The sequence below is a fragment of the Enterobacteriaceae bacterium Kacie_13 genome (assembly GCA_013457415.1).
GTDB lineage: Bacteria > Pseudomonadota > Gammaproteobacteria > Enterobacterales > Enterobacteriaceae > Rahnella.
Genome location: CP045665.1, coordinates 3,485,062 through 3,508,550, shown reverse-complemented (window position 1 = coordinate 3,508,550; position 23,489 = coordinate 3,485,062). Strand labels below are relative to the sequence as shown.

Sequence of the window (23,489 nt, the reverse complement as noted above, 5' to 3'; positions counted from 1 at the left end):
GAGCTGGCATACATTCTTTTGTTATGAAGAGGTTTGCGGATTGCTAGCGATTGTGAGCTCTGTCAAAGTATTGGCCTCACACCGGAGGATCTATGGAATTGCGTTCCACACGCTGGCTGTCACTCAGTTATTTCACCTATTTTTTCAGTTACGGTATTTTTCTTCCCTTCTGGGGGTTATGGCTTAAAGGCGAGGGGATTTCTTCCGAAAATATTGGCCTGCTGCTCGGCGCAGGATTAGTCGCACGCTTCCTTGGTACGTTAATCATTTCTCCTTCTATTAAAGACCCTTCTCATTTAGTCACCGGGCTGCGCATCCTGGCATTACTCACACTGGCCTTCGCCGTTGGCTTCTGGTTCGGCAATGGCTGGGCGTGGCTGATGATCAACATTGCTGGTTTCAGCCTGTTCTTCGGGCCGCTGGTGCCGCTGACCGATGCGCTGGCGGGCACGCTGCAACGTCAGATCAACATGGATTACGGCAAAGTGCGCGTCTGGGGCTCGATTGCGTTTGTAATAGGCTCAGCGCTGACCGGCAAACTGGTGGAGGTCTACGGGCATAATGCGATTTTGTACACGCTGACCGCCGGTGTGGCGGCGATGCTGCTCGGTATGTTATTGCGTCCGAGCGTGAAGCCGGTGGGGGAACCGCGTCAGAGCGGCACACCGACCATCACCTGGAAAGCGCTGCTCGGCGAAACGCCGGTCTGGCGATTCCTGTTATGCGTCACGCTGTTGCAGGGCGCTCACGCGGCCTATTACGGCTTCAGCGCCATCTACTGGCAGGACGTCGGGTATTCATCGACGACTATCGGCTATTTATGGTCGCTGGGTGTGGTGGCGGAAGTGCTGGTCTTTACCTTCAGCAAACAGCTGTTCAGCCGCTGGTCAGCGCGCGATTTGCTGTTGCTGTCGGCGATATGTGGTGTGGCGCGCTGGGGGCTGATGGGCGAATTTACCGCGCTGCCATGGCTGATTGTGATTCAAATCCTGCACTGTGGCACATTCACCGTCTGTCATCTGGCGGGAATGCGCTTTATCGCAGCGCGTCCGCGCGATCAGGTGATCCGTCTCCAGTCGGTGTATTCTGCGCTGGCAATGGGCGGCGGGGTGGCGATTATGACGATGGTATCCGGCTTCCTGTTTGAACATCTGCATGCCGGATTGTTCTGGGTGATGGCGATTCTGGCTGTTCCTGCTATCTTCCTGCGCCCGAACGTCACGCCTTCTGCATCGGTAACACCTGTCAGTTAAGGCGCTTCGAGCAGCGATCGGATACGTTTTCGCTGCTCTTTCGCCAGCGGCAGTTGGGTGTGAATGACCAGCGGATCCGCATCGGTACTCCGGGTGGCATAGGGCGTAACGATCATCGCCACGCCGCTCGGGGCACCGAATTTATAGAAATCCGCCAGCGTCTGATATTTGATATTCAGTGGCAGAAGGGTAGCTTCGCGGATTTGCTGTTCGACCGCTTCTTCCAGCGCCGGATTGTTGTGGGTCAGCAGCAAAATCTGTTTTTCCTGCAACGCATTGCCCTGCATCAGCCACGCGCCAAAAGTGATCGCCACCAGCCCGATTTCATCTTCTGAAAGCTGGATCAAATACTCCTGCTCAAACCCTTCCAGCGCTTCGCGTGTGGTGCGTACCAGACGCGGATACATGCGGTTTACTTCTTCCTGCATCAGATTGTCGATGCCAATCCCGAAATGACAGCGTTCGATCGCTGGTCCGAGATGGGCGAACAGCTGGCCGACCAGACCTTCGTAGCTGCTGAATTTCATGCCTGCAACATCCTGAAAGCGGGCCACCAGATTTTCGATTTGCAACAGCAAACGTTGGTCTTCGGTCGAGCCTGAACTCTGGTAGCTGTGCGTCTTCAGCATGCGTAACATCAGCGTGAAAAACTCACACTCGTTGTCATCCAGCAGTCCGTGACTAAGGGCTTGCAGTTGCATAAAAAGTTCACGTGCCGCCGGATACTCCGCTTTTTCGCGCAGCCAGCGACGCTGTTGTTCAGTGAAACGTAGGCCGCCGGACAGCGCGCTTTGCCATGCCCCGTTTTGCCACAGACAGTATTGCAAGCAGAGGCGTATCAGCTGGCAATCGTGTTCACTCAGCCCTTTCGGCAATAACGAGGCGCAATCTTCGATCATCACACCGAGAATATCGGTGCGCAGCACCACCTTTGGGCAGGGCTGGCCTTCGAACGCAATATGTAACCAGGGAAGAAAATGGCGAGGCACAAAGTCCGGGGAAATGCGCAGTGTGCGTCGTAAACCCTGGAACAGACACAGGCGCTGAGCGAGAGTGTCGCCCTGAATGCGGCACTCTTTTTCACTGTATTGCAGTACGTCCAGATGGTGTATCCGCTGGATCTCGCAGGTAACTTCCGCCAGATCGTCCCACGTCGTGCGCAGATCGACCCGGTTAATTTCGCTGATAATCTCCAGTTGCACAGCCGTCAGCGGCGCGTACAGCATCAGCAACACGTGGCAGCGACGTTGCGAGGCGGAAAGCGCGGGGGCGGGTTGTGGATCCAGAGTCATATCACCTTCTGTAATGGTGTCACTTGAAATTATTAGTCAAGCATAGCAAACCGCCCGCCCGCGACAGGCCGTGGTCACCGGGTTTTACTCCGGCTTACAACTCAGATCACAGATATTTTTGACGACCGCTTAATTGCACAGCAAAATACTGTTACTAAGTAACAATTTAATGATGCTTTACAGGAGAGTGACGTTGCAAAAAACCAGGGAGAGGCGGTCAGGACGCAATATGAGCTGGCTTGCGCTGGCGCTTTTTTGCCTGTCGGGCGCGGCGTCAGCGCATCCGCACAGCTTTATTGATATGCAGACCACGCTGGTGGCTGACGAGACGTCATTAACCGGCCTGAAAATGGTCTGGACGATGGATGAAATCACCTCTGCGGATTTGCTGTATGACGCGCAAAATGCCAAAACCGGTTCGGATATCTGGAAGAAGCTGGCGGCAGAAGTCATGGCACGCGTACTCAGTCAGCATTACTTCACCAACTTTTATCGCGAAGGAAAACCGGTGAAATATCTGGATTTACCGAGCGAGTATCAGCTTTCCCGCAAAGGCGATCAGGCGGTGCTTGAGTTTGTTCTGCCACTCGCCCGGCCTCAGCTACTGACCGGAAAACCGATGGAGTTTATGACGTTTGATCCCTCCTATTTTGTCGACATGACCTATAAAGATAAAACCGCGCTGCACATGCCGCCTGCTCTGGAAAAGCGCTGCACCCTGGCGCTGTTTACGCCCAAGCCAAATGCGTCGCTGCAAAGCTACGCGCTGTCGCTCGATAAAGCTGATGCGCCGCCAGAAAGCATGGATCTCGGTCAGCAGTTCGCTCAGAAGGTCACGCTGGAATGTCATTAATCTCAACGCCGTCGAAAACGGCTACCTGGCGCGATCTGTGGCCGCTGGCAGTCTTTCTTATTTTGCTGGCGGCAGGCGCTTTTCTGCTGATGCACTATTGGCCGCGCATTTTGCTCAGCAGCATTATGTGGCAGCGGGATTTGCATCAGGAGCTGGCGGGGTTATTGCGCCAGGTAAAAGAGAATCCGATGCGGGCGGGCATGACACTGGCGGGCTTTAGTCTGATTTACGGCATTGTCCACGCCATCGGCCCGGGGCATGGAAAAATCGTCATCACCACCTATCTCGCCACGCATCCTTCACGCCTGAAAAGTAGTCTGAAACTGACCTTCGCCTCAGCCATTGTACAGGGGCTGGTAGCGATATTGCTGGTCAGTGTGGTGCTCGGTGTGTTGCAGCTCTCTTCCCGTCAGCTGCATCAGAGCAGTTTCTGGATGGAGCAGGGGAGTTTCATTCTGGTGATCATGCTCGGTCTTTTACTCTGCTGGCGGGCACTGAAACGCGTTAATCAGACAATGAAAAGTCTGCGTCCTGTGCCCGCCATGAAGATTCGTAGTATTTCACTGCCGGGGGCACAGCCGCATGTACATGACGACCATTGCGGTTGTGGGCATCAGCATGTGCCGAGTGATAAACAGTTGCAGGCGGGCGGCGATTTACGCACGCAAATCGCGATCGTGCTGGCTATGGGGTTGCGACCTTGTTCGGGTGCGATCATGGTGCTGTTGTTTGCCAAGGTGATCGGCGTGTACAGCTGGGGGGTGATTTCTGCCATCGCGATGGCTATCGGCACCTCGCTGACGGTGTCCCTTATCGGCGTGTTGGTATTTTACAGCCGGGCGCTGGCGGTGAGGTTGAGTACCCGCCGGACGCCAGCTGTCTGGCAGCGCATCGCCTGGTCACTGCTTGCCTTAGGCGGCGGGATTGTGCTGCTGGTGGTCGGCATTCTGTTGTACAGCACGGCGGGCGGAGAGGCTTCATCGGGGCTGGGCGGCCCGTTCGGTCGCTAAAAAAGGCATAAAAAAAGGACGCCCGCAATGGACGTCCGTTTTTTAACTGATAAGCAGCGGAATTAACGCTTCAGCGCTTCGCTCAGTTCTTCGCGCATGGTATTGAGAATACCTTTAACAACGCGCGGGTTACCGGCAACAATGTTGCCAGAAGAGTAATGGTTATGACCGCCAACGAAGTCAGTCACCACGCCGCCTGATTCACGAACCAGCAGCTCGCCACCGGCGAAATCCCATGGCTTCAGTGCCACTTCGAAGAAACCGTCAACGCGGCCAGCGGCGACATACGCCAGATCCAGTGCAGCAGAACCGGTGCGACGGAAATCTGCACATTCGGTGAACAGTTTGCCAATCACATTGATGTAGCTTTTTGCGTGTTGTTTGGCTTTGAACGGGAAGCCGGTCGCCAGAATGGTGCCGTCGAGGTCTTTGGCGTTGGTGCCGCGCAGACGATAACCGTTCAGCTGTGCGCCCTGACCGCGGGTTGCGGTGAACAGTTCGTTACGCATTGGGTCATAAACTACCGCAACTTCAGTGCGGCCTTTGATGCGCACGGCGATAGAGACAGCGAAATGTGGGAAGCGTTTAACGAAGTTGGTGGTGCCATCCAGCGGGTCGATAATCCATTGTACATCTTTGTCTTCGCCTTCCAGTTCGCCACACTCTTCACTAATGATGGTGTGTTTTGGATAGGATTTGCGAATGACGTCGATAATCATGTGCTCGGCTTCGCGGTCTACATTGGTAACAAAATCATTGGTACCTTTTTGAGTCGCTTCTACAGAATCTGGCGTTTCGTAATGTTTGGCAATCAGGTTACCGGCCTTGCGCGCAGCGCGCACGGCGATGGTGAGCATCGGATGCATGGATATCTTCCAACTAGGATGTTAAAGAACGGGAATACGGGAAACGGCGCGCAGTATAGCAGGGGTTCTGAAAATTAACTACCGTTGTGATAGGCTGTTGTGATTTTCCGCCACGCTCAGAGTTTGTATGCTGCCCAATATCCGTATTGTATTAGTTGAAACCTCCCACACTGGCAATATGGGCTCTACCGCCCGTGCCATGAAAACCATGGGATTATCCAGCCTGTATCTGGTTAATCCGCTGGTAAAACCTGACTCTCAGGCCATCTCTTTGTCTGCCGGTGCCAGTGATGTGATCGGGAATGCGAAGATCGTTGATACGCTGGACGAAGCCCTGGCGGGCTGCAGTCTGGTGATCGGCACCAGCGCCCGTTCGCGTACATTGCCGTGGCCGATGCTCGAACCGCGTGAATGCGGCGAGCACAGCGCCATCGCGGCCCAAACTGCGCCAGTCGCACTGGTGTTTGGTCGTGAACGCGTTGGTCTGACCAACGAAGAGCTGCAAAAGTGTAACTACCACGTCTGCATCCCGGCGAACCCTGAATACAGCTCGCTGAATCTGGCGATGGCTGTGCAGATCATTGCGTATGAAGTGCGCGTGGCACACCTTGCTTTACTGGAAGCTGCGAAGCCGCAGGTAGAGTATGAAGAGTCACCCTATCCGCTGGTCGATGACCTCGAGCGTTTCTATCAGCATCTGGAGCATACGCTGCTGGAAACCGGTTTTATTCGACAGGCGCACCCCGGTCAGGTAATGAGCAAATTACGTCGATTATTTACCCGTGCGCGACCTGAATCTCAGGAGTTAAACATCCTGCGCGGTATCCTGACGTCGATCGAAAAGACTAAGAACGGCAAAGAATAAGCCTCATTTTTTGATAATAAAGGCTATTTTTAGCCTTATTATCATGTGGTTGAGAGTATTCTTCTACATCGTTCTTACAGCTCTGTAATACTTGAGTAAATTACTAGGTTAAATAGTTGACTGTTTTACTCGGGAATGGCAGACTCATTTGCATGTTCCGAACCATCATATTTTAAGTAATTCAACACAGGTAACCATGCTATGAGACTGACATCCAAAGGCCGTTATGCCGTGACCGCTATGCTCGACGTAGCGCTGCATTCACAGGAAGGACCGGTACCACTGGCTGACATTTCTGAGCGCCAGGGCATCTCCCTTTCTTATCTGGAGCAGCTGTTCTCGCGTCTGCGTAAAAACGGTCTGGTTGCCAGCGTTCGTGGTCCGGGCGGTGGTTATCTGTTAGGTAAAGATTCAGCAGATATCGCCGTTGGCGCAGTCATCACGGCCGTTGACGAATCTGTTGACGCAACCCGTTGTCAGGGTAAAGAAGGGTGCCAGAACGGCGAACGCTGTCTGACTCACACCCTGTGGCGTGATCTGAGCGAGCGCATCAGCGGCTTCCTCAACAACATCACGCTGGCAGAGCTGGTCAATAACCAGGAAATCCTGGAAGTGGCCGACCGTCAGAACGGTGAAGTCCGTCGTCAGCCAAATGGCCGTCAGATGGAAACGATCAATGTGAACCTCAGAGCCTAATCACCGTCATCCTTCGAGCTGCCTCGGCGTTGGCTGCCTGCGATTACCCGGTCACATACTTGCGTATGCTCCAGGGGATCCGCTTAGTCGCCGCCTTGATGCAACCCGAATGATTTAGGAAATACTGCGCTCAGTGACATTTTAAAGCCCACGGGAAGTTAATTTCCGCGGGCTTTTTTCATTTACTGACGCCAATTCTTACCGATTAGTGCCCGCAAAACGTCATTTCCCTTTTAACAATCCGCGAAGCCGTTTTAAACTGGCTGTCGTTTTTAATTCTTTCGTTCGATAACGAACGCGCAGTCCGGAGCTTGCCTGCCATGAAATTACCTATCTATCTCGATTATTCCGCCACCACGCCGGTCGATCCGCGTGTTGCGCAGATGATGATGCAGTGTCTGACACTGGACGGTACTTTCGGCAATCCGGCCTCCCGCTCGCACCGCTTTGGCTGGCAGGCGGAAGAGGCAGTGGACGTGGCGCGTAATCAGATAGCTGATCTGATCAATGCCGATCCGCGTGAAATTGTCTTTACCTCTGGCGCGACAGAATCTGACAATCTGGCTATCAAAGGCGCAGCCCATGCGCAGCGTGTGAAAGGCAATCACATCATCACCAGCCAGACCGAGCACAAAGCGGTGCTCGATACCTGCATTCAGCTCGAAAGCGAAGGTTTCGAGGTCACCTATCTGGCTCCGCGTGAAGACGGTGTGATCACGCCAGCGGCGGTTGAAGCGGCGATGCGTCCGGACACGATTCTGGTGTCGATCATGCAGGTGAACAATGAAATCGGTGTAATTCAGGACATCGCTACTCTCGGCGAACTGTGCCGCAGTAGGGGTGTTTTGTTCCATGTCGATGCGACGCAGAGCGTAGGCAAAATTGCCATCGATCTCGGTGAGTTGCCGGTCGATCTGATGTCATTCTCTGCGCATAAAATTTATGGTCCGAAAGGTATCGGCGCGCTGTACGTGCGCCGCAAACCGAAAGTGCGTATCGACGCGCAAATTCACGGCGGTGGCCACGAGCGCGGAATGCGATCCGGCACGCTGCCGGTGCATCAAATTGTCGGCATGGGTGAAGCGTATCGCATTGCCAAAGAAGAAATGACCGCCGAAGTGGCGCGTCTGACTTTACTGCGGGATCGTCTGTGGAAGGGCATTCAGCAGCTGGATCAGGTTCATCTCAATGGATCGCCACAACATGCGGCACCCAACATTCTCAATGTCAGCTTTGCCGCCGTGGAAGGGGAATCTCTGATCATGGCGCTGAAAGATCTGGCGGTGTCCTCCGGCTCGGCTTGTACCTCCGCCAGTCTTGAACCTTCCTACGTTTTGCGTGCCATAGGATTGAGTGAAGAGCTGGCACACGGTTCCATCCGTTTCTCGCTGGGGCGCTGGACCACCGAAGAAGAAATTGATTATGCAATTGCGCTGGTGGTGAAATCAGTCCGCCGCCTGCGTGAGCTGCCACCCGTTTATACGAAATGAAGTCCCCCCTATAAAAGGGCGATTTACCTGTCATCATTGAAGATAAAAACAATCAGGAGTGCTGTTATGAGTTCCGAAGTAACGACCAATGAAGCCATGCCCGTGTTCCTTTCCACTCAGCCCGCCGACGCGCGCTGGGGTGACAAAGCCACATTGAGTACCGATTCTGCGGGCATGACCATTCATCTGAATGGCGGCGACGCGCTGACGGCAATCTCCCGCGCGGCACGTCGTATCGACGGTCAGGGTGTTAAAAATGTCAAACTGGCCGGTGAAGGCTGGGATCTTGAAAACAGCTGGGCATTCTGGCAGGGTTTCCGTGGCCCGAAAGGCACCCGTCACGTTGAATGGGCCGAATTATCAGAAGAAGACGCGAACACGCTAAAACAGCGCCTGAAAATCATCGACTGGGTGCGTAACACCATCAACACCCCCGCAGAAGATTTATCTCCGGAGCAGCTGGCGACCCGTGCTGTGGATCTGATGTGTGAATTTGGTAACGACAAAGTCAGCTACCGCATCACCAAAGGTGAAGATCTTCGTCAGCAAAATTATAACGGTCTGCACATTGTTGGCCGTGGTTCAGACCGCGCCCCGGTTCTGCTGGCGCTGGATTACAACCCGAGCGGCGATGCTGAAGCGCCGGTTTATGCCTGCCTGGTCGGCAAAGGCATCACTTTCGATACCGGCGGTTACAGCCTCAAACCGAGCGGTTCAATGGATTCCATGAAAGCCGACATGGGCGGCGCAGCCACCCTGACCGGTGCGCTGGCGCTGGCTGCAGCCAACGGCCTCAACAAACGCGTGAAGCTATATCTGTGCTGCGCGGACAACATGGTCAGTGGCAATGCGCTGAAACTGGGCGATATCATTCGCTATCGTAATGGCAAAACCGTTGAAGTGATGAACACCGACGCTGAAGGTCGCCTTGTGCTGGCCGATGGCCTGATCGACGCCTCTGCGCAAAATCCTGAACTGCTGATCGACGCGGCAACGCTGACCGGTGCGGCAAAAACGGCGCTCGGAAACGATTACCACGCGCTGTTCAGCTTCGACGATGCGCTGGCTGGCGAACTGCTGGCAAGCGCCAAAGCAGAACACGAACCGTTCTGGCGTCTGCCGCTGGAAGAGTTCCACCGTTCACACCTTCCGTCAAACTTTGCGGAGCTCAACAATATCGCCGGTCCTTCTCACACCGCGGGTGCGAGCACCGCTGCCGCGTTCTTGTCTCACTTTGTGACAGATTACAAAAAAGGCTGGTTGCATATCGACTGTTCCGCCACTTACCGTAAAAGTGCGGCTGACCAGTGGTCTGCCGGCGCCACCGGTCTGGGCGTGCGTACTGTCGCCAACCTGCTGTTAGCAAAAGCTAAATAAATACCCGTCATACTTCGAGCTGCAGATGCGTTGGCTGCGTTCAGTCATCCGAATCACTTACTTGAGTAAGCTCATCGGGATCCGTTCACTTGCCGCCTTCCTGCAACTCGAATTATTTTGGGTATTAGGCAATGTTTCACAACGGGGCGCTCATGGGCGCCCCGTTTTATACCTTTACCGGAGTAAAAAACCATGAGTGTCCCACACGATCATCTCCCTGCCGGTAGCGCAGCGACGAACGGTGAAAACGAACTGGAGCGTCTTCTCCGTCTGTCCGTGACCGCTGCCGCCTGGCGTCCGGCGTTTTACCAGACGCTGCTGGATTCCACCGTGTTTGTTCTGGGCGATGCCGGTCAGGATAATGCGGAAAAACAGGGCAGTGTGGCGATCACTGCAGGCAGCGAACTGAATATCCTGCACTGGGAAAAACAGGACGGTAGTTCGATCATTCCTTTCTTTTCTTCAGTCGACGTTCTGGAAAAAGCCAGCGCAGGCGAAAGCCCGGATGAGCAGGCCTTTGTGGCACTTCCTGCCCGTGTGCTGTTTGAAATGACGCAGGGTGAAGAGTTGTTTCTGAATCCAAAATCTGAATACGGTAAAGAGTTTTACCCAAGCGAAGTCACGCTGCTGCTGAACAACGGCGGCCTGAATGCGCCGTCGGAACTGGTGCTCGATAAAGAAAGCCAGCTTCTGATAGGCCAGCCGGAAGAGTATCCGTCAGCAATGATCGACGCGCTGACGACGTTGTTCACGCAAAAAAAACCGGTCCGCCGGGCGTTCATGGCGCTTATCCACGACAAAACCGTCGACGAGCAGCCGAACTTGTTAATTGGGGTTGAAGCTGACGGTGACGAGCAGGAAATTGAAGCGCTGATCCGTGAAGCGGGAAATGTAGCCGCCGAAACATCACCAGACGACCGTCCTGTGGATTTCTGTATTGTTTCCGAAAAGGAACGCGGTATCAGCCATTATCTGATAAGCCATACGCAACCGTTCTATCAGCGTAAGTGGGGAAGCTGGCTACGTAACATCATTCCTTCGTCCGGGCAGGCGTAAACGGTAAGGGGATCTCTGCGTTAATCCCCTTATTGTCCCCGTTTTGTTTAAGGGGATTAGGCAGTTTGTTCATGATCGTGAATCAATGCCGCATTTTTTTAATTAAATGTTGTGATTCGGGTAGGCAATCTTAACTTCGCTCCCTATAATCACCGCCATTTTACGGCAGGTATAACATTAAATTAACCCGCCCTACCTATAAAAGTCAGACTGAGGTTTTCCATGACTATCCAACGTACTTTCTCCATCATCAAGCCAAACTCCGTTGCTAACAATGATATCGGCGCAATCTACGCACGTTTCGAACGCGCAGGTTTCTCCATCATTGCTTCTAAAATGCTGAAACTGACCAAAGAGCAGGCTGAAGGTTTCTACGCTGAGCACAAAGGTCGTCCATTCTTTGACGGTCTGGTTGAGTTCATGACTTCTGGCCCTATCGTTGTGCAGGTTCTGGAAGGCGAAAACGCAGTTCAGCGTAACCGTGACATCATGGGGGCAACTAACCCTGAAAATGCTCTGGCCGGTACCCTGCGTGCAGACTTCGCTGACAGCTTCACTGCCAACGCCGTTCACGGTTCTGATGCAGTAGAATCTGCACAACGCGAAATCGCTTACTTCTTCGACGAAAGCGAAATCTGCCCGCGTTAAGATTTTCGGGCTTCATTGCCGGAAGACAGGCCGCATATTCGCAAGAATTTTGTCTGCGTCGCCTTCCAAACATGGCAACTCTGCCCTAAAATTTGTACAATGTTGCGCCCCGAATGAGCCAGCCTCTTCGGGGCGCAATTTATTGCAGGCCACCTGATTGCCGCTTATGCGCGCAGACAGTGCAGGTTCTGCACTTCCCTGGCGCCATAACGTGTAACAACGAGGCCATATTTCATTATGTTAGAATCAACAACTCCCGAGCAAATCGTGTCTGAAACCTTCCCTATTTCTGCAGAGGAAGTGAAAACTGTTGCTCCTGCTGCCGCAAAAATTAACCTTCTTGATCTTAACCGCAAACAAATGCGTGAGTTCTTCATCAACATGGGCGAGAAACCGTTCCGTGCTGATCAGGTCATGAAGTGGATGTATCACTATTGCAGCGATGATTTCGAGCAAATGACCGATATCAATAAACCGCTGCGTGACAAGCTGGCGCGCGTGGCTGAAATCCGCGCTCCGGAAGTCGCTTCCGAACAACGTTCTACCGATGGCACCATCAAATGGGCGATTCAGGTCGGCGGGCAACTGGTCGAAACCGTGTATATCCCGGACGGCGACCGCGCCACGCTCTGCGTCTCCTCACAGGTCGGCTGCGCGCTGGAATGTACTTTCTGTTCCACGGCGCAACAGGGCTTTAACCGTAATCTACGCGTGTCCGAGATCATCGGTCAGGTGTGGCGTGCGGCCAAAATTATTGGTGCTGCCAAAGTCACAGGCACTCGTCCCATCACGAATGTAGTTATGATGGGCATGGGCGAGCCCTTGCTGAACCTGACAAACGTCGTTCCGGCGATGGAAATCATGCTGGATGACTTCGGGTTTGGTCTGTCTAAACGCCGCGTGACGCTGTCTACCTCTGGCGTAGTGCCTGCGCTGGATAAGCTGGGCGACATGATTGACGTTGCATTGGCTATCTCCCTGCACGCGCCGAACGACACAATCCGCGATGAGATCGTGCCGATTAACCGCAAGTACAATATCGATACGTTCCTGGCTGCCGTTGAACGCTACATCAGTAAGTCCAACGCCAACCAGGGCCGCGTGACCATTGAGTACGTTATGCTCGACCATATCAACGATGGCACCGAGCACGCGCATGAGCTGGCTGAGCGTCTGAAAAATACGCCGTGTAAAATCAACCTGATCCCGTGGAACCCGTTCCCTGGCGCGCCGTATGGCCGCAGCTCAAACAGCCGTATCGATCGTTTCTCTAAAGTGCTGATGGAGTATGGTTTTACCGTCATCGTGCGTAAAACCCGTGGTGATGATATTGATGCTGCCTGTGGCCAGTTGGCCGGTGACGTCATTGACCGCACAAAACGTACGTTGAAGAAAAAAATGGCGGCTGAGCAGCAGATTTCCGTTAAAGCTGTGTAATCGTCAGAAGGTCAGCGCAGGGCGTGGAGGTATCACTCAAAGCCCTGTGTTTTATTGTCGGTGGCAGAATAAAGGGAATTAAGCATGGCAATGAATGGCAGTATTAAAATACTGATAGCTGCCGGTTTGGCAGCTTCTCTGTTGACGGGGTGTTCAAGCTCTTCGAAAGAGACGCAGGTAGCAACCGGCGCATCACAGACGCGTCTTGAACTGGGAATGGCGTATCTTTCTCAGGGGAATATGGATGCGGCAAAACAGAATCTGCAAAAAGCCGTGGACAGTGCGCCGGATGATTATCGTACTCAGTTGGGTATGGCACTTTTCGAGCAAAAAACCGGCGATCAGAAAGCTGCTGAAAGCCGCTACCAGCAAGCGCTGAAGCTGGCTCCGCAAAATGGAACCGTCTTAAATAATTACGGTGCGTTTTTGTGTAGTTTAGGGCAGTATGTACCGGCACAACAGCAGTTTAGCGCCGCTGCCAATGCGCCTGATTACGGTCAGGTTGCAGACAGTCTCGAAAATGCAGGCTACTGTTTTCTGAAGGCAAATCAGAATGAGGAAGCGCGAGTGTTACTGAGCCGGGCATTAAAAACCGATCCCGATAAAGGCGCACCCTTGCTGACAGAGGCAACCAAAGAATTTGAAGAAGGGAATCGTGCTCAGGCGAAACTTCTACTGGATATCTACCAGCATGTTCTGCCAGCCACGGCTGACAGCATTATGTTACAAATTCGATTCGCTGCGTTAGCGGGCAATCCGGATAGCGTTCAACGCTTCGGTAAGCAGCTTGCGCGAAGTTATCCACAATCCAAACAGTACCAGCAGTTCTTAGCTAATGAATACTGAAGCCTCCCAAGAAAATAAAGTTAAATTGACCGCAGGCCAACGTCTGGGTCAGGCACGTGAAGAGTTAGGGCTCAGCCATCAGGCCGTTGCAGAACGCCTATGTCTGAAAGTCTCTACGATTCGCCAAATTGAAGAAGATGCGACGCCGGCCGATCTCGCGCCGACTTTCCTGCGTGGTTATCTTCGTTCCTATGCCAAACTGGTTCATATCCCGGAAGAAGAACTCTTAAACCTGATTGGTAAGCAAGCCCCGATTAAAGTGCCGAAAGTCGCTTCTATGCAGGGTTTCTCTCTCGGCAAGTCTCGCAAAAAGCGCGATGGCTGGCTGATGGGCTTTACCTGGCTGGTGGTGTTTGTGGTGATTGGCCTGACCGGTGCATGGTGGTGGCAAAACCATCAGGCGCAGCAGGAAGAAATCGCGACAATGGCCGATCAGTCTACGGCTCAACTGAATCAGGATAACGGCCAGGGGCAAACTATTCCTCTGGGCGGTGGTGACAACGCTAATTCTGCACCGACGACAGAAGACACTTCTTCTGCGCCAGACGCAGCAGCGACGACACCACAATCACAGAACTCAATTCCTTTGAACACGGCGCAAACGCCAACGGATAACAGCGCACCGGCTTCCTCCGGAACGCCTGCAGCACAAGTACCTGCTGCGGTATCCACCAGCCAGCCCGCAACGGCTGAGAATGGTCTGCCAACCGGTGATGCACAAACTGCTACCGCAGGTGCGGATCCACAAGCTGTCGCGTTGACATTCAAAGCCGACTGCTGGTTACAGATCGATGACGCATCAGGTAAAACCCTGTTCAGTGGCATCAAAAAAGGCGGCGAAACCCTGAGTGTGAAGGGAACTGCACCTTATAAGCTGAAAATCGGCGCACCGGGTGCAGTGGATATTCAATTCCAGGGCAAGCCGGTTGATTTAAGTCGTTTTGTAAAATCAAGCCGTGTTGCGCGCCTGACTATCGCTGCCGAGTAATCGGCAGCTTGTCGGACTATTGCAACGATGGAGAGTGAAGTAATGCATAACCAAGCACCCATTACCCGTCGCAAATCAACCCGGATTTATGTCGGCAAGGTGCCTGTAGGTGACGGTGCGCCGATTGCTGTGCAATCGATGACCAACACCCGCACCACAGATGTCGCGGCGACGGTCGCCCAGATAAAATCACTGGAACGCGTGGGTGTCGATATTGTCCGCGTTTCTGTGCCTACCATGGATGCCGCCGAGGCGTTCAAGCTTATCAAGCAACAGGTAAATGTTCCGCTCGTTGCTGATATCCATTTTGACTACCGTATCGCGCTGAAAGTGGCGGAGTACGGGGTTGATTGCCTGCGCATTAATCCAGGCAACATCGGTAATGAATCGCGCATCCGCTCCGTGGTGGACTGCGCCCGTCACTACAATATTCCTATCCGCATCGGTGTGAACGGTGGCTCTCTGGAAAAAGATATCCAGGAAAAGTTCGGCGAACCTACGCCGGAAGCGCTACTGGAATCTGCGATGCGTCATGTCGATATTCTCGACAGACTTAACTTTGATCAGTTCAAAGTCAGCGTAAAAGCCTCTGACGTGTTTCTTGCCGTCGAGTCTTATCGTCTGCTGGCGAAGCGTATCGATCAGCCTCTGCATCTGGGTATCACGGAAGCGGGCGGTCTGCGTGCCGGTTCGGTCAAATCCGCTATCGGCCTCGGCTTGCTGCTGTCTGAAGGTATCGGCGATACGCTGCGTATCTCGCTGGCCGCCGATCCGGTCGAAGAAGTGAAGGTCGGCTTTGATATTCTGAAATCGTTGCGCATCCGTTCTCGTGGGATCAACTTTATTGCCTGTCCGACCTGTTCGCGTCAGGAGTTTGATGTCATCGGCACCGTCAATGCGCTAGAACAGCGTCTCGAAGATTTGATCACGCCTATGGATGTTTCCATCATCGGTTGCGTGGTGAACGGTCCGGGCGAAGCGCTGGTTTCCACTATTGGCGTCACTGGCGGCCATAACAAAAGTGGTTTCTACGAAGACGGCGTTCGTCAAAGAGATCGTTTTGATAACGAACAGATGATCGACCAATTAGAAGCAAAGATCCGCGCCAAAGCGGCGATCATGGATGCGAGTAAACGTATCGTTATCAATCATCTTGAAAAGTAACATCGGTTGCGGGCTATTTTTATACCCCACTAATTCGAGCCGCTTCCAGGCGGCTTGAAGAATGACGGGTATAAGCCTGCATTATATTGAACCCGACTGGGGTGATGGCGTCTGTGCGTTGAACCGCAGGCCACAAACCCCCTATAATCGGGTTCATTTTTTATAAAACGATAGAGAACTGACGTGGCAAAGAATATCCAGGCCATTCGCGGCATGAACGACTACCTGCCGGAAGACACGGCGCTGTGGCAACGTATCGAAGGTACTTTGAAACAGGTACTCGGCGGTTACGGCTACAGTGAAATCCGTATGCCGATTGTAGAGCAGACCCCATTGTTTAAACGCGCGATCGGTGAAGTGACCGATGTCGTCGAAAAAGAAATGTACACCTTTGAGGATCGCAACGGTGAAAGCCTGACGCTGCGCCCTGAAGGTACAGCTGGCTGTGTGCGCGCCGGTATCGAACATGGTCTGCTGTACAATCAGGAACAACGTCTGTGGTACATCGGTCCGATGTTCCGCTACGAGCGCCCGCAAAAAGGACGCTATCGTCAGTTTAATCAGCTGGGTGTCGAAGTCTTCGGTCTGCAAGGCCCCGATATTGATGCGGAGCTGATCCTGCTGAGCGCTCGCTGGTGGCGTGCGCTGGGCATTTCCGAGCACGTAACGCTGGAACTGAATTCTATCGGTTCACTGGAAGCCCGCGCGAACTATCGCGATGCACTGGTAGCCTTCCTTGAGCAGCATAAAGACAAGCTGGATGAAGACTGCAAACGCCGGATGTACAGCAATCCGCTGCGTGTTCTGGATTCCAAAAATCCTGAAATTCAGACGTTATTGAACGACGCACCAGAGCTCGGTGACTATCTTGATGATGAATCAAGAGAACACTTTGCAGGTCTGTGTGAACTTTTAGAGCAGTCTGGTATCCCATATACGATTAATCAGCGACTTGTGCGCGGTCTGGATTATTACAACCGCACCGTGTTTGAATGGGTCACCAGCAGCCTGGGTTCACAAGGCACCGTGTGTGCCGGTGGCCGTTACGACGGGCTGGTTGAACAATTAGGCGGACGTGCAACACCTGCAGTTGGTTTCGCGATGGGGCTGGAGCGTCTGGTATTACTGGTTCAGGCTGTAAATCCGGACTTTAAAGCGCCTGCGACGGTGGATGCTTATGTCATTTCTTCTGGTGCGGGTACACAAGGTGCAGCCATGAAACTGGCTGAAACATTGCGTGATGCCATGCCGGAACTGAAAGTGATGACGAATTACGGTGGTGGCAACTTCAAGAAGCAATTCGCCCGTGCTGATAAATGGGGGGCGCGCGTTGCCCTGGTATTAGGCGAAGATGAAGTGGCTAATCAGCAGGTTGTGGTCAAAGACCTGCAAACTGGAACGCAAGAAACGCTGACGCACAGTGAAGTCGCTGAGCGTCTGGCTTCGATGTTGGGTTAAGGAGAAGGACACTGTGGAAGTCTATACCACTGAGAATGAACAGGTTGATGCTGTGCGTCGCTTCTTTGCCGAAAATGGTAAAGCGCTGGCCATTGGCGTTGTTCTGGGTATTGTAGCCCTGGGCGGCTGGCGTTTCTGGCAGAGCCATCAGGACTCTGCCCTGACGGAAGCTTCTGCGTCTTTCCAGAAAGCAAATCAGGCAATGACCAGCAATAATGCGCAAGGCGTGGCCGAGCTCGAGAAGTTTGGTCAGAGCAATGACAACAATTACGGTGTATTTGCCGCTCTGCAACTGGCCGATCACTTTGTCGAAACGAAAGATTTCGCCAATGCTGAAAAGCAGTTAACGCAGGCACAAGGTCAGGCTAAAGAAGACAATTTACGTTCGCTGGTGAATTTACGTCTCGCGCGTGTCCAGATGCAGCAAGGCAAATTTGATGATGCACTCAAAACGTTAGACGGCGTGAAGGGTGAAGGCTGGACTGCAATGCAGCAAGGCATCCGTGGTGATGTTCTGCTCGCAAAAGGCGATGCGAAGGGAGCTCGTGATGCCTTCAGCAAAGGTCTGGAATCTAAACCCTCTCAAACGCTGCAAACAATGCTGCGTATGAAATTGAACAACTTAGCCAGCTAAGGGGAACCCCGATGCAATTGCGTAAAACACTCTTGGTAGGATGGGTTTCTGTTGCCCTGCTGAGTGGCTGTTCATTGTTTAACAGCGAAGAAGATGTCGTCAAAATGTCTCCGTTGCCAAAAGTTGAAAATCAATTTACTCCGACGAAAGTCTGGAGCAAATCTGTAGGCGATGGCGTAGGCGATTTTTACTCCCACCTGCGTCCGGCCTGGCAGGACAGTACCATTTACGCAGCCGACCGTTTCGGCATCGTCAAAGCACTGGATGCTGACAGCGGTAAAGAAAAATGGAGTGTTAACCTGTCTGAAAAAACCGGTTTCTTCTCCAGTAATCGTTCAGCACAACTGTCTGGCGGCCTGACTGTTTCCGGTGGCCATGTGTATGTCGGCAGTGAGAAAGCAGTGGTTTACGCACTGAACACTGAAGACGGTACTGTGGCGTGGCAGACCAAAGTGGCGGGCGAAGCACTGTCCCGTCCTGTGGTCAGCGATGGATTAGTGCTGGTGCATACCGGCAACGGGATGCTGCAGGGTTTAAGCGAGTCTGACGGTACTGTCCAGTGGACCGCTAACCTCGATATGCCAACGCTGTCTCTGCGCGGTGAATCTGCGCCAGCGGTTGCCTTCGGTGCAGCCATTGTCGGCGGTGATAATGGCCGCGTCAGCGCTGTGCTGATGAAAGAAGGTCAGCTGATCTGGCAGCAACGAATTTCACAAACCACCGGGACGACTGAAATCGACCGTCTGAGTGATGTAGATACCACACCGGTTATCGTTGATGGCGTTGTGTATGCGCTGGCTTACAACGGCAATCTGGTGGCGATGGATCTGCGTTCTGGTCAGGTGATGTGGAAACGCGATGTCGGTTCTGTGAATGACATCATTGTTGATTCAGGCCGTATTTATATGGTCGATCAGGATGACCGTGTGATGGCGCTGGATACCCAGGGCGGCGTGAGCCTGTGGCGTCAAAGTGATCTGTTGCATCGCAATCTTACCGCGCCAGTACTGTATAATGGGTATATCGTGGTCGGTGATTCCGAAGGTTATCTGCACTGGATCAACACTACAGACGGTCGTTTTGTCGCTCAGCAGAAAGTCGATAGCGATGGCTTCCTGAGCGCGCCGATTGTGGCAAGCGACAAGCTGGTGGTACAGGCGAAAGGTGGCGAAGTTTACTCCTTTACCCGCTAATATCGCGCCCGGCGTCTGGCCCTGAGATCGTTTGATCACGGGCTTAAAAACGGCTCCTGAATTGCTCAGGGGCCGTTTCGTATTCTGAAAACCGTGCAATTTGAAATTTGAGTTGCGCTGTAACAAATTGAATTATAGCTGTTTGTCCTAATTGTGAAGACAACAGACTATTTGCGTTTAGCTATAAATAAAAACTCTGAGGCTTCAAAATGATACCTGTCGTTGCGCTTGTTGGGCGCCCGAATGTGGGTAAATCCACTTTATTTAACCGTCTGACCAAAACGCGTGACGCGCTGGTTGCGGATTTCCCGGGGCTAACGCGTGACCGCAAGTATGGTCGTGCTGAGATTGAGGGTAATGAATTCATCATCGTGGATACCGGTGGTATCGACGGTACCGAAGACGGTGTTGAAACCCGTATGGCTGGCCAGTCACTTCTGGCTATCGAGGAAGCGGATATCGTCCTGTTCATGGTCGATGCGCGCGCGGGCCTGATGCCTGCCGATCAGGGCATTGCCCAGCACCTTCGCAGCCGCGAAAAAGCGACTTTCCTGGTGGCGAACAAAACGGACGGTATTGACCCCGACAGTGCCGTTGGTGATTTCTACTCACTCGGTTTAGGCGAAGTCTACCCGATCGCAGCCTCGCATGGCCGTGGTGTGGCGCAGCTGATTGAGCACGTACTGGTGCCTTTCGTTGGTGCTAAACCTGAAGAAGTTGAACTGACCGAAGAAGAGGCGAACGCCGCTTACTGGGCAGAGCAGGAAGCCACTGGTGATGAAATCCCTGAAGATGAAGAAGACGATTTCGATCCGCAATCTTTGCCAATCAAACTGGCTATCGTCGGGCGTCCGAACGTAGGTAAGTCCACACTGACTAACCGCATTCTGGGCGAAGAGCGCGTCGTGGTTTACGACATGCCGGGCACCACCCGCGACAGTATTTATATCCCGATGGTGCGCGACGAACGTGAATACGTTTTAATCGACACCGCCGGTGTGCGTAAGCGCGGTAAAGTCACTGAAACCGTTGAGAAATTCTCCGTCATCAAAACCCTGAAGGCGATTGAAGACGCGAACGTCGTAATGCTGGTCATTGATGCCCGCGACGGTATTTCCGATCAGGACCTTTCACTGTTGGGCTTCATCCTCAATAGTGGGCGCTCACTGCTGATTGTGGTGAACAAGTGGGATGGCATGACGGAAGAAGCGCGTGCTCAGGTGAAAGATCAGCTCGATCTGCGCCTCGGCTTTGTCGACTTCGCGCGTATCCACTTCATCTCTGCCCTGCACGGCAGCGGCGTGGGTAACCTGTTCGAATCCGTGATTGAAGCCTACACCTGCGCAACCACGCGCGTCAGCACTTCCATGCTGACCCGTATCATGCAGATGGCCGCTGACGATCACCAGCCACCGCTGGTAAATGGTCGCCGTGTGAAGCTGAAATATGCCCACGCCGGCGGTTATAACCCGCCTATCGTCGTGATCCACGGTAATCAGGTGAAAGATCTGGCTGATTCCTACAAACGCTATCTTATGAACTACTTCCGTCGTTCACTGAAGGTGATGGGGACACCGATCCGCATCCAGTTCAAAGAGGGCGAGAACCCGTATGAAGGTAAGAAAAACACGCTGTCGCCACACCAGCAGCGTAAGCGCAGACGCCTCCTGCAGCACCTGAAAAACAAATCCTAAAAATTAATGGGGTGCATGAAAATGTACCCCATTTTTTTGTCTCACTTTTGTGCGAGGAGCTTGCTGGATGTTTTGGCAGACCTGGAGTTTTGCATTTGGCGTCACTGTGCCTAATTTATTGATTTTGTTGTTGGGCATGGTACTGCGCCGCACTGGCCTGATGGACGATAGTTTTAACGAGAAAGCCAGCCGGTTAGTTTTCAATATTGCATTACCTTGCCTGCTCTTTTTCAGCGTGGCGCAGGGGCATGACTCTTCAGGCTCCAATCTGCCGCTGGCTATTTATGGTGGCGTCGCGACGGTCGTTTCCTTCCTGCTGCTGGAACTGGTGGCGCTGAAGCTGGTGAAAGATCCGCGTGAGCGTGGCATTTTTGTTCAGGGAGGATTTCGCGCGAATACCGGTATTGCGGGTCTGGCTTACGCCTCGCTGGCATTTGGCAGTGAAGGGATTGCGCTCGGTTCGATGTATCTGGCAGTGACGGTGATTCTGTTTAACGTCCTGTCGGTGATCACGCTGACCCGCAGTCTGAAAGGCGGGCAGGGGAAACGTATCGGTATAAAGCCGATTTTATATGGCGTGGTAACCAATCCGCTAATCATCGGTTTGGTGCTCGGGCTGGCCTTCCAGTACAGCCATTTGCCGATGCCGGATACAATTGCCAGCACCGGCGCGTTTATCTCAGGTATGGCGCTGCCGCTGGCGATGCTATGTGCCGGTGCCAGTCTTGACTGGCGGGCAATGTTTCGCAGTTCTCACGTCGCGGCGTGGTCATCGGCTTCGCGCGTGGCGTTCGTCCCTGCGCTGATGACCCTCGGTGCCTGGGCCTTTGGTTTTCGCGGTGCGGCACTCGGCGTTATCTTTCTGTTTTCCTGCACACCGACGGCGGCGGGCAGTTACGTCATGACCCGCGCGATGGGAGGCAACGCGACGCTGGCGGCGAACATTATTGCTGTCACCACGCTGGGATCATTTTTCACCACCGCGCTCGGCCTGTATTTATTACGGACGCTGGGCGTTATTTAGAGGAGAAGCAATATGGATGCACATTGTCCGGTTTGCGACGAGCCGATGAGCTGGGTAAGCGGTCACTTTCGCTGTGACACATGTAATACTGAGTATCAGCAAACAGTATTATGCCCGGATTGTCAGCAACCATTGCAGCAACTGAAAGCCTGCGGTGCGGTCGATTTTATCTGCCAACACGGGCATGGGATGATTTCTAAAAAGCGGGTGATATTTACGTACTCGCCTTACTCAGAAGAGTGATCGTCAGGCTGGGCCTGTTTCCATAAATTCACCAGTTCTTCCGGCGCTTCACTTTCCGGAATGATCACCACCAGACTGGCCGAATGCTCAGCTGACGCGAAGTAAATCTCGATGCGGAAATAGCGCTGGTCTCCATGACCAGCGTTTTCTTTTTCCTGCGCATAGGGCAACGCCTGGTTGATAAGTTGGCAAAGCTGCTGCCGCTTATCATCACTCATGCCCGAAAGCTCCACCCTCCGTGGCCCGCTGAGTTTAGGGATAAACGCGATACCCCCTTCACGGTAAATCTCGATAACCGCACTACTTTCCAGCGAATCTAAAGGTTTCATTTACATCACTCCGACCTGCTCCCAGGCTTCACGGACGGCCTGCGCGACGGCGGCATCAAACCGTTTTTCGGCATGCGAAACCGTCAGTTGGGCGAACGTCACAAAGTCTGCGTTTTTAGGCAACGATTTATCACACACGGTATCGTACCAGGCATAGCCCGCGCGTTCCCAGGCGTTGCCGCCCAGTTTGGTCGCGGCCAGATAAAAGGCCCGGTTCGGGATCCCGGAATTGATGTGAACACCGCCGTTGTCATCGCGCGTATTTACGTAGCTGCTCATGTCGGCAGGCTGCGGATCCTTGCCAAGAAGCGGATCGTCATACGCTGTGCCGGGGTGCGACATTGATCGCAGGCCCGTGCCGTGAATGCCTTTGGCCAGCAAGCCCTCACCGATGATCCAGTCCGCTTTATCGGCAGTTTGTTTCAGGTGAAACTGTTTGACCAGCGAACCAAACACGTCAGACAGCGATTCGTTCAGTGCGCCGGATTGGCCATTATATTCCAGCCCGGTTTCGCTTTCTGTGACGCCGTGTGAAAGCTCATGGCCGACTACGTCAATGGCAATCGTGAACCGGTTGAAGATCTCGCCGTCACCATCACCAAACACCATCTGCTGGCCGTTCCAGAAGGCATTTTGATAACCTTTGTCGTAATGAACGGTGCCGAGCAGCGCCAGACCTTTTCCGTCGAGAGAATTACGCTGGTACGCCTGCCAGAAAAAATCATAGGTGACGCCAAGATAATCATAGGCCTCATCCACGGAAACATCCCCGTTACTTTTCTGTCCCTCTTTACGCACCGATTCCCCCGGCAGCTTCGTGGTATTTTTCGCGTCATAAATATCACGTTCTGCCTGTCCTGCTTTGGCTGTGGCTGTTTTTTGCGGTTTGGCGTAGGCCTGCGCCATCAGGGTATTCACATGCACCAGCGTTTGACGGGCGCATTCCCGCTGAGGTTCTGAGCCGTGTTCGATAATGCGGTTGAGCATATAGGGCGGAATGACGCTGTTGTAACGCCTGGCTGAACTGTGATTCATCGTGAATCTCCTTATCAAGGATCACCCGCAGGTGAAAG

23 protein-coding genes are annotated in these 23,489 nt (G+C 53.2%); 19 read left to right on the top strand and 4 right to left on the bottom strand.

What is annotated here, in order from left to right; all coding sequences use genetic code 11:
- Nucleotides 1–92: 92 nt before the first annotated feature.
- Nucleotides 93–1,253 (top strand): 3-phenylpropionate MFS transporter, encoded by a 1,161-nt coding sequence (locus GE278_15990; GenBank protein ID QLK62184.1) that lies wholly within the window; start codon nt 93–95, stop codon nt 1,251–1,253.
- On the opposite strand, the gene csiE is transcribed toward GE278_15990, so the two are convergent.
- The gene (gene csiE, locus GE278_15985) at nt 1,250–2,545 is read right to left on the bottom strand and encodes a stationary phase inducible protein CsiE (protein ID QLK62183.1); all 1,296 of its coding nucleotides are present in this window, start codon (nt 2,543–2,545) and stop codon (nt 1,250–1,252) included. The two genes, GE278_15990 and csiE, sit on opposite strands and share 4 nt — an antisense overlap.
- Before the next feature lie 229 nt (nt 2,546–2,774).
- Here csiE and GE278_15980 point away from each other — a divergent pair, with 229 nt between their 5' ends.
- Entirely contained in the window at nt 2,775–3,398 is a 624-nt protein-coding gene (locus tag GE278_15980; GenBank protein ID QLK62182.1) for a DUF1007 family protein, read from the top strand.
- Nucleotides 3,389–4,408 carry a nickel transporter gene (locus tag GE278_15975; protein QLK62181.1) on the top strand — a complete coding sequence of 340 codons (1,020 nt, stop codon included), beginning with the start codon at nt 3,389–3,391 and terminating at the stop codon, nt 4,406–4,408. Before GE278_15980 ends, GE278_15975 begins: the two co-directional genes overlap by 10 nt.
- Before the next feature lie 62 nt (nt 4,409–4,470).
- Here the strand turns inward: GE278_15975 and suhB are convergent, their stop codons facing one another.
- Nucleotides 4,471–5,274, bottom strand: coding sequence for an inositol-1-monophosphatase (gene suhB, locus GE278_15970; GenBank protein ID QLK62180.1), 804 nt, complete (start codon nt 5,272–5,274; stop codon nt 4,471–4,473).
- A gap of 127 nt (nt 5,275–5,401) precedes the next feature.
- On the opposite strand from suhB, the gene trmJ reads away from it, so the two are divergent.
- From trmJ to GE278_15890, 16 genes are all read left to right on the top strand, one after another.
- On the top strand, nt 5,402–6,139 hold the full coding sequence (gene trmJ / locus GE278_15965) for a tRNA (cytosine(32)/uridine(32)-2'-O)-methyltransferase TrmJ (protein QLK62179.1): 738 nt from the start codon (nt 5,402–5,404) through the stop codon (nt 6,137–6,139).
- A 201-nt stretch (nt 6,140–6,340) separates the two neighbouring features.
- Entirely contained in the window at nt 6,341–6,835 is a 495-nt protein-coding gene (gene iscR, locus GE278_15960) for a Fe-S cluster assembly transcriptional regulator IscR (protein ID QLK62178.1), read from the top strand.
- A 320-nt stretch (nt 6,836–7,155) separates the two neighbouring features.
- Nucleotides 7,156–8,325 (top strand): IscS subfamily cysteine desulfurase, encoded by a 1,170-nt coding sequence (locus tag GE278_15955; protein ID QLK62177.1) that lies wholly within the window; start codon nt 7,156–7,158, stop codon nt 8,323–8,325.
- 66 nt (nt 8,326–8,391) lie between these two features.
- Nucleotides 8,392–9,702: an aminopeptidase PepB gene (gene pepB / locus GE278_15950; GenBank protein ID QLK62176.1), complete on the top strand. Its 1,311-nt coding sequence runs from the start codon at nt 8,392–8,394 to the stop codon at nt 9,700–9,702.
- A gap of 192 nt (nt 9,703–9,894) precedes the next feature.
- The gene (gene sseB / locus GE278_15945; protein ID QLK62175.1) at nt 9,895–10,758 is read left to right on the top strand and encodes an enhanced serine sensitivity protein SseB; all 864 of its coding nucleotides are present in this window, start codon (nt 9,895–9,897) and stop codon (nt 10,756–10,758) included.
- Nucleotides 10,759–10,980: 222 nt separating this feature from the next.
- Nucleotides 10,981–11,406 (top strand): nucleoside-diphosphate kinase, encoded by a 426-nt coding sequence (locus tag GE278_15940; GenBank protein QLK62174.1) that lies wholly within the window; start codon nt 10,981–10,983, stop codon nt 11,404–11,406.
- 237 nt (nt 11,407–11,643) lie between these two features.
- Nucleotides 11,644–12,843, top strand: a complete 1,200-nt coding sequence (trmG/rlmN, locus tag GE278_15935) for a bifunctional tRNA (adenosine(37)-C2)-methyltransferase TrmG/ribosomal RNA large subunit methyltransferase RlmN (protein QLK62173.1) — start codon at nt 11,644–11,646, stop codon at nt 12,841–12,843.
- 84 nt (nt 12,844–12,927) lie between these two features.
- Nucleotides 12,928–13,689, top strand: a complete 762-nt coding sequence (gene pilW, locus GE278_15930) for a type IV pilus biogenesis/stability protein PilW (GenBank protein QLK62172.1) — start codon at nt 12,928–12,930, stop codon at nt 13,687–13,689.
- Nucleotides 13,679–14,677, top strand: a complete 999-nt coding sequence (gene rodZ, locus GE278_15925; GenBank protein QLK62171.1) for a cytoskeleton protein RodZ — start codon at nt 13,679–13,681, stop codon at nt 14,675–14,677. Before pilW ends, rodZ begins: the two co-directional genes overlap by 11 nt.
- Before the next feature lie 42 nt (nt 14,678–14,719).
- The gene (ispG, locus tag GE278_15920) at nt 14,720–15,841 is read left to right on the top strand and encodes a flavodoxin-dependent (E)-4-hydroxy-3-methylbut-2-enyl-diphosphate synthase (protein ID QLK62170.1); all 1,122 of its coding nucleotides are present in this window, start codon (nt 14,720–14,722) and stop codon (nt 15,839–15,841) included.
- 183 nt (nt 15,842–16,024) lie between these two features.
- Nucleotides 16,025–17,299, top strand: coding sequence for a histidine--tRNA ligase (hisS, locus tag GE278_15915; GenBank protein QLK62169.1), 1,275 nt, complete (start codon nt 16,025–16,027; stop codon nt 17,297–17,299).
- A gap of 13 nt (nt 17,300–17,312) precedes the next feature.
- On the top strand, nt 17,313–17,933 hold the full coding sequence (locus tag GE278_15910) for a tetratricopeptide repeat protein (protein ID QLK62168.1): 621 nt from the start codon (nt 17,313–17,315) through the stop codon (nt 17,931–17,933).
- 11 nt (nt 17,934–17,944) lie between these two features.
- Nucleotides 17,945–19,126: an outer membrane protein assembly factor BamB gene (gene bamB / locus GE278_15905; GenBank protein QLK62167.1), complete on the top strand. Its 1,182-nt coding sequence runs from the start codon at nt 17,945–17,947 to the stop codon at nt 19,124–19,126.
- A 209-nt stretch (nt 19,127–19,335) separates the two neighbouring features.
- Entirely contained in the window at nt 19,336–20,820 is a 1,485-nt protein-coding gene (gene der / locus GE278_15900; GenBank protein ID QLK62166.1) for a ribosome biogenesis GTPase Der, read from the top strand.
- A gap of 67 nt (nt 20,821–20,887) precedes the next feature.
- Complete coding sequence (locus GE278_15895) at nt 20,888–21,844, top strand: AEC family transporter (protein ID QLK62165.1); 957 nt, start codon at nt 20,888–20,890, stop codon at nt 21,842–21,844.
- Between the two features lie 12 nt (nt 21,845–21,856).
- Nucleotides 21,857–22,087, top strand: a complete 231-nt coding sequence (locus GE278_15890; protein ID QLK62164.1) for a primosomal protein N' (replication factor Y) - superfamily II helicase — start codon at nt 21,857–21,859, stop codon at nt 22,085–22,087.
- Here the strand turns inward: GE278_15890 and GE278_15885 are convergent.
- Together GE278_15885 and GE278_15880 are read right to left on the bottom strand one after the other, a co-directional pair.
- Nucleotides 22,072–22,416 carry a hypothetical protein gene (locus GE278_15885; protein QLK62163.1) on the bottom strand — a complete coding sequence of 115 codons (345 nt, stop codon included), beginning with the start codon at nt 22,414–22,416 and terminating at the stop codon, nt 22,072–22,074. The genes GE278_15890 and GE278_15885 overlap by 16 nt on opposite strands.
- Nucleotides 22,417–23,451 carry a peptidase M4 family protein gene (locus tag GE278_15880; GenBank protein QLK62162.1) on the bottom strand — a complete coding sequence of 345 codons (1,035 nt, stop codon included), beginning with the start codon at nt 23,449–23,451 and terminating at the stop codon, nt 22,417–22,419.
- Nucleotides 23,452–23,489 lie beyond the last annotated feature (38 nt).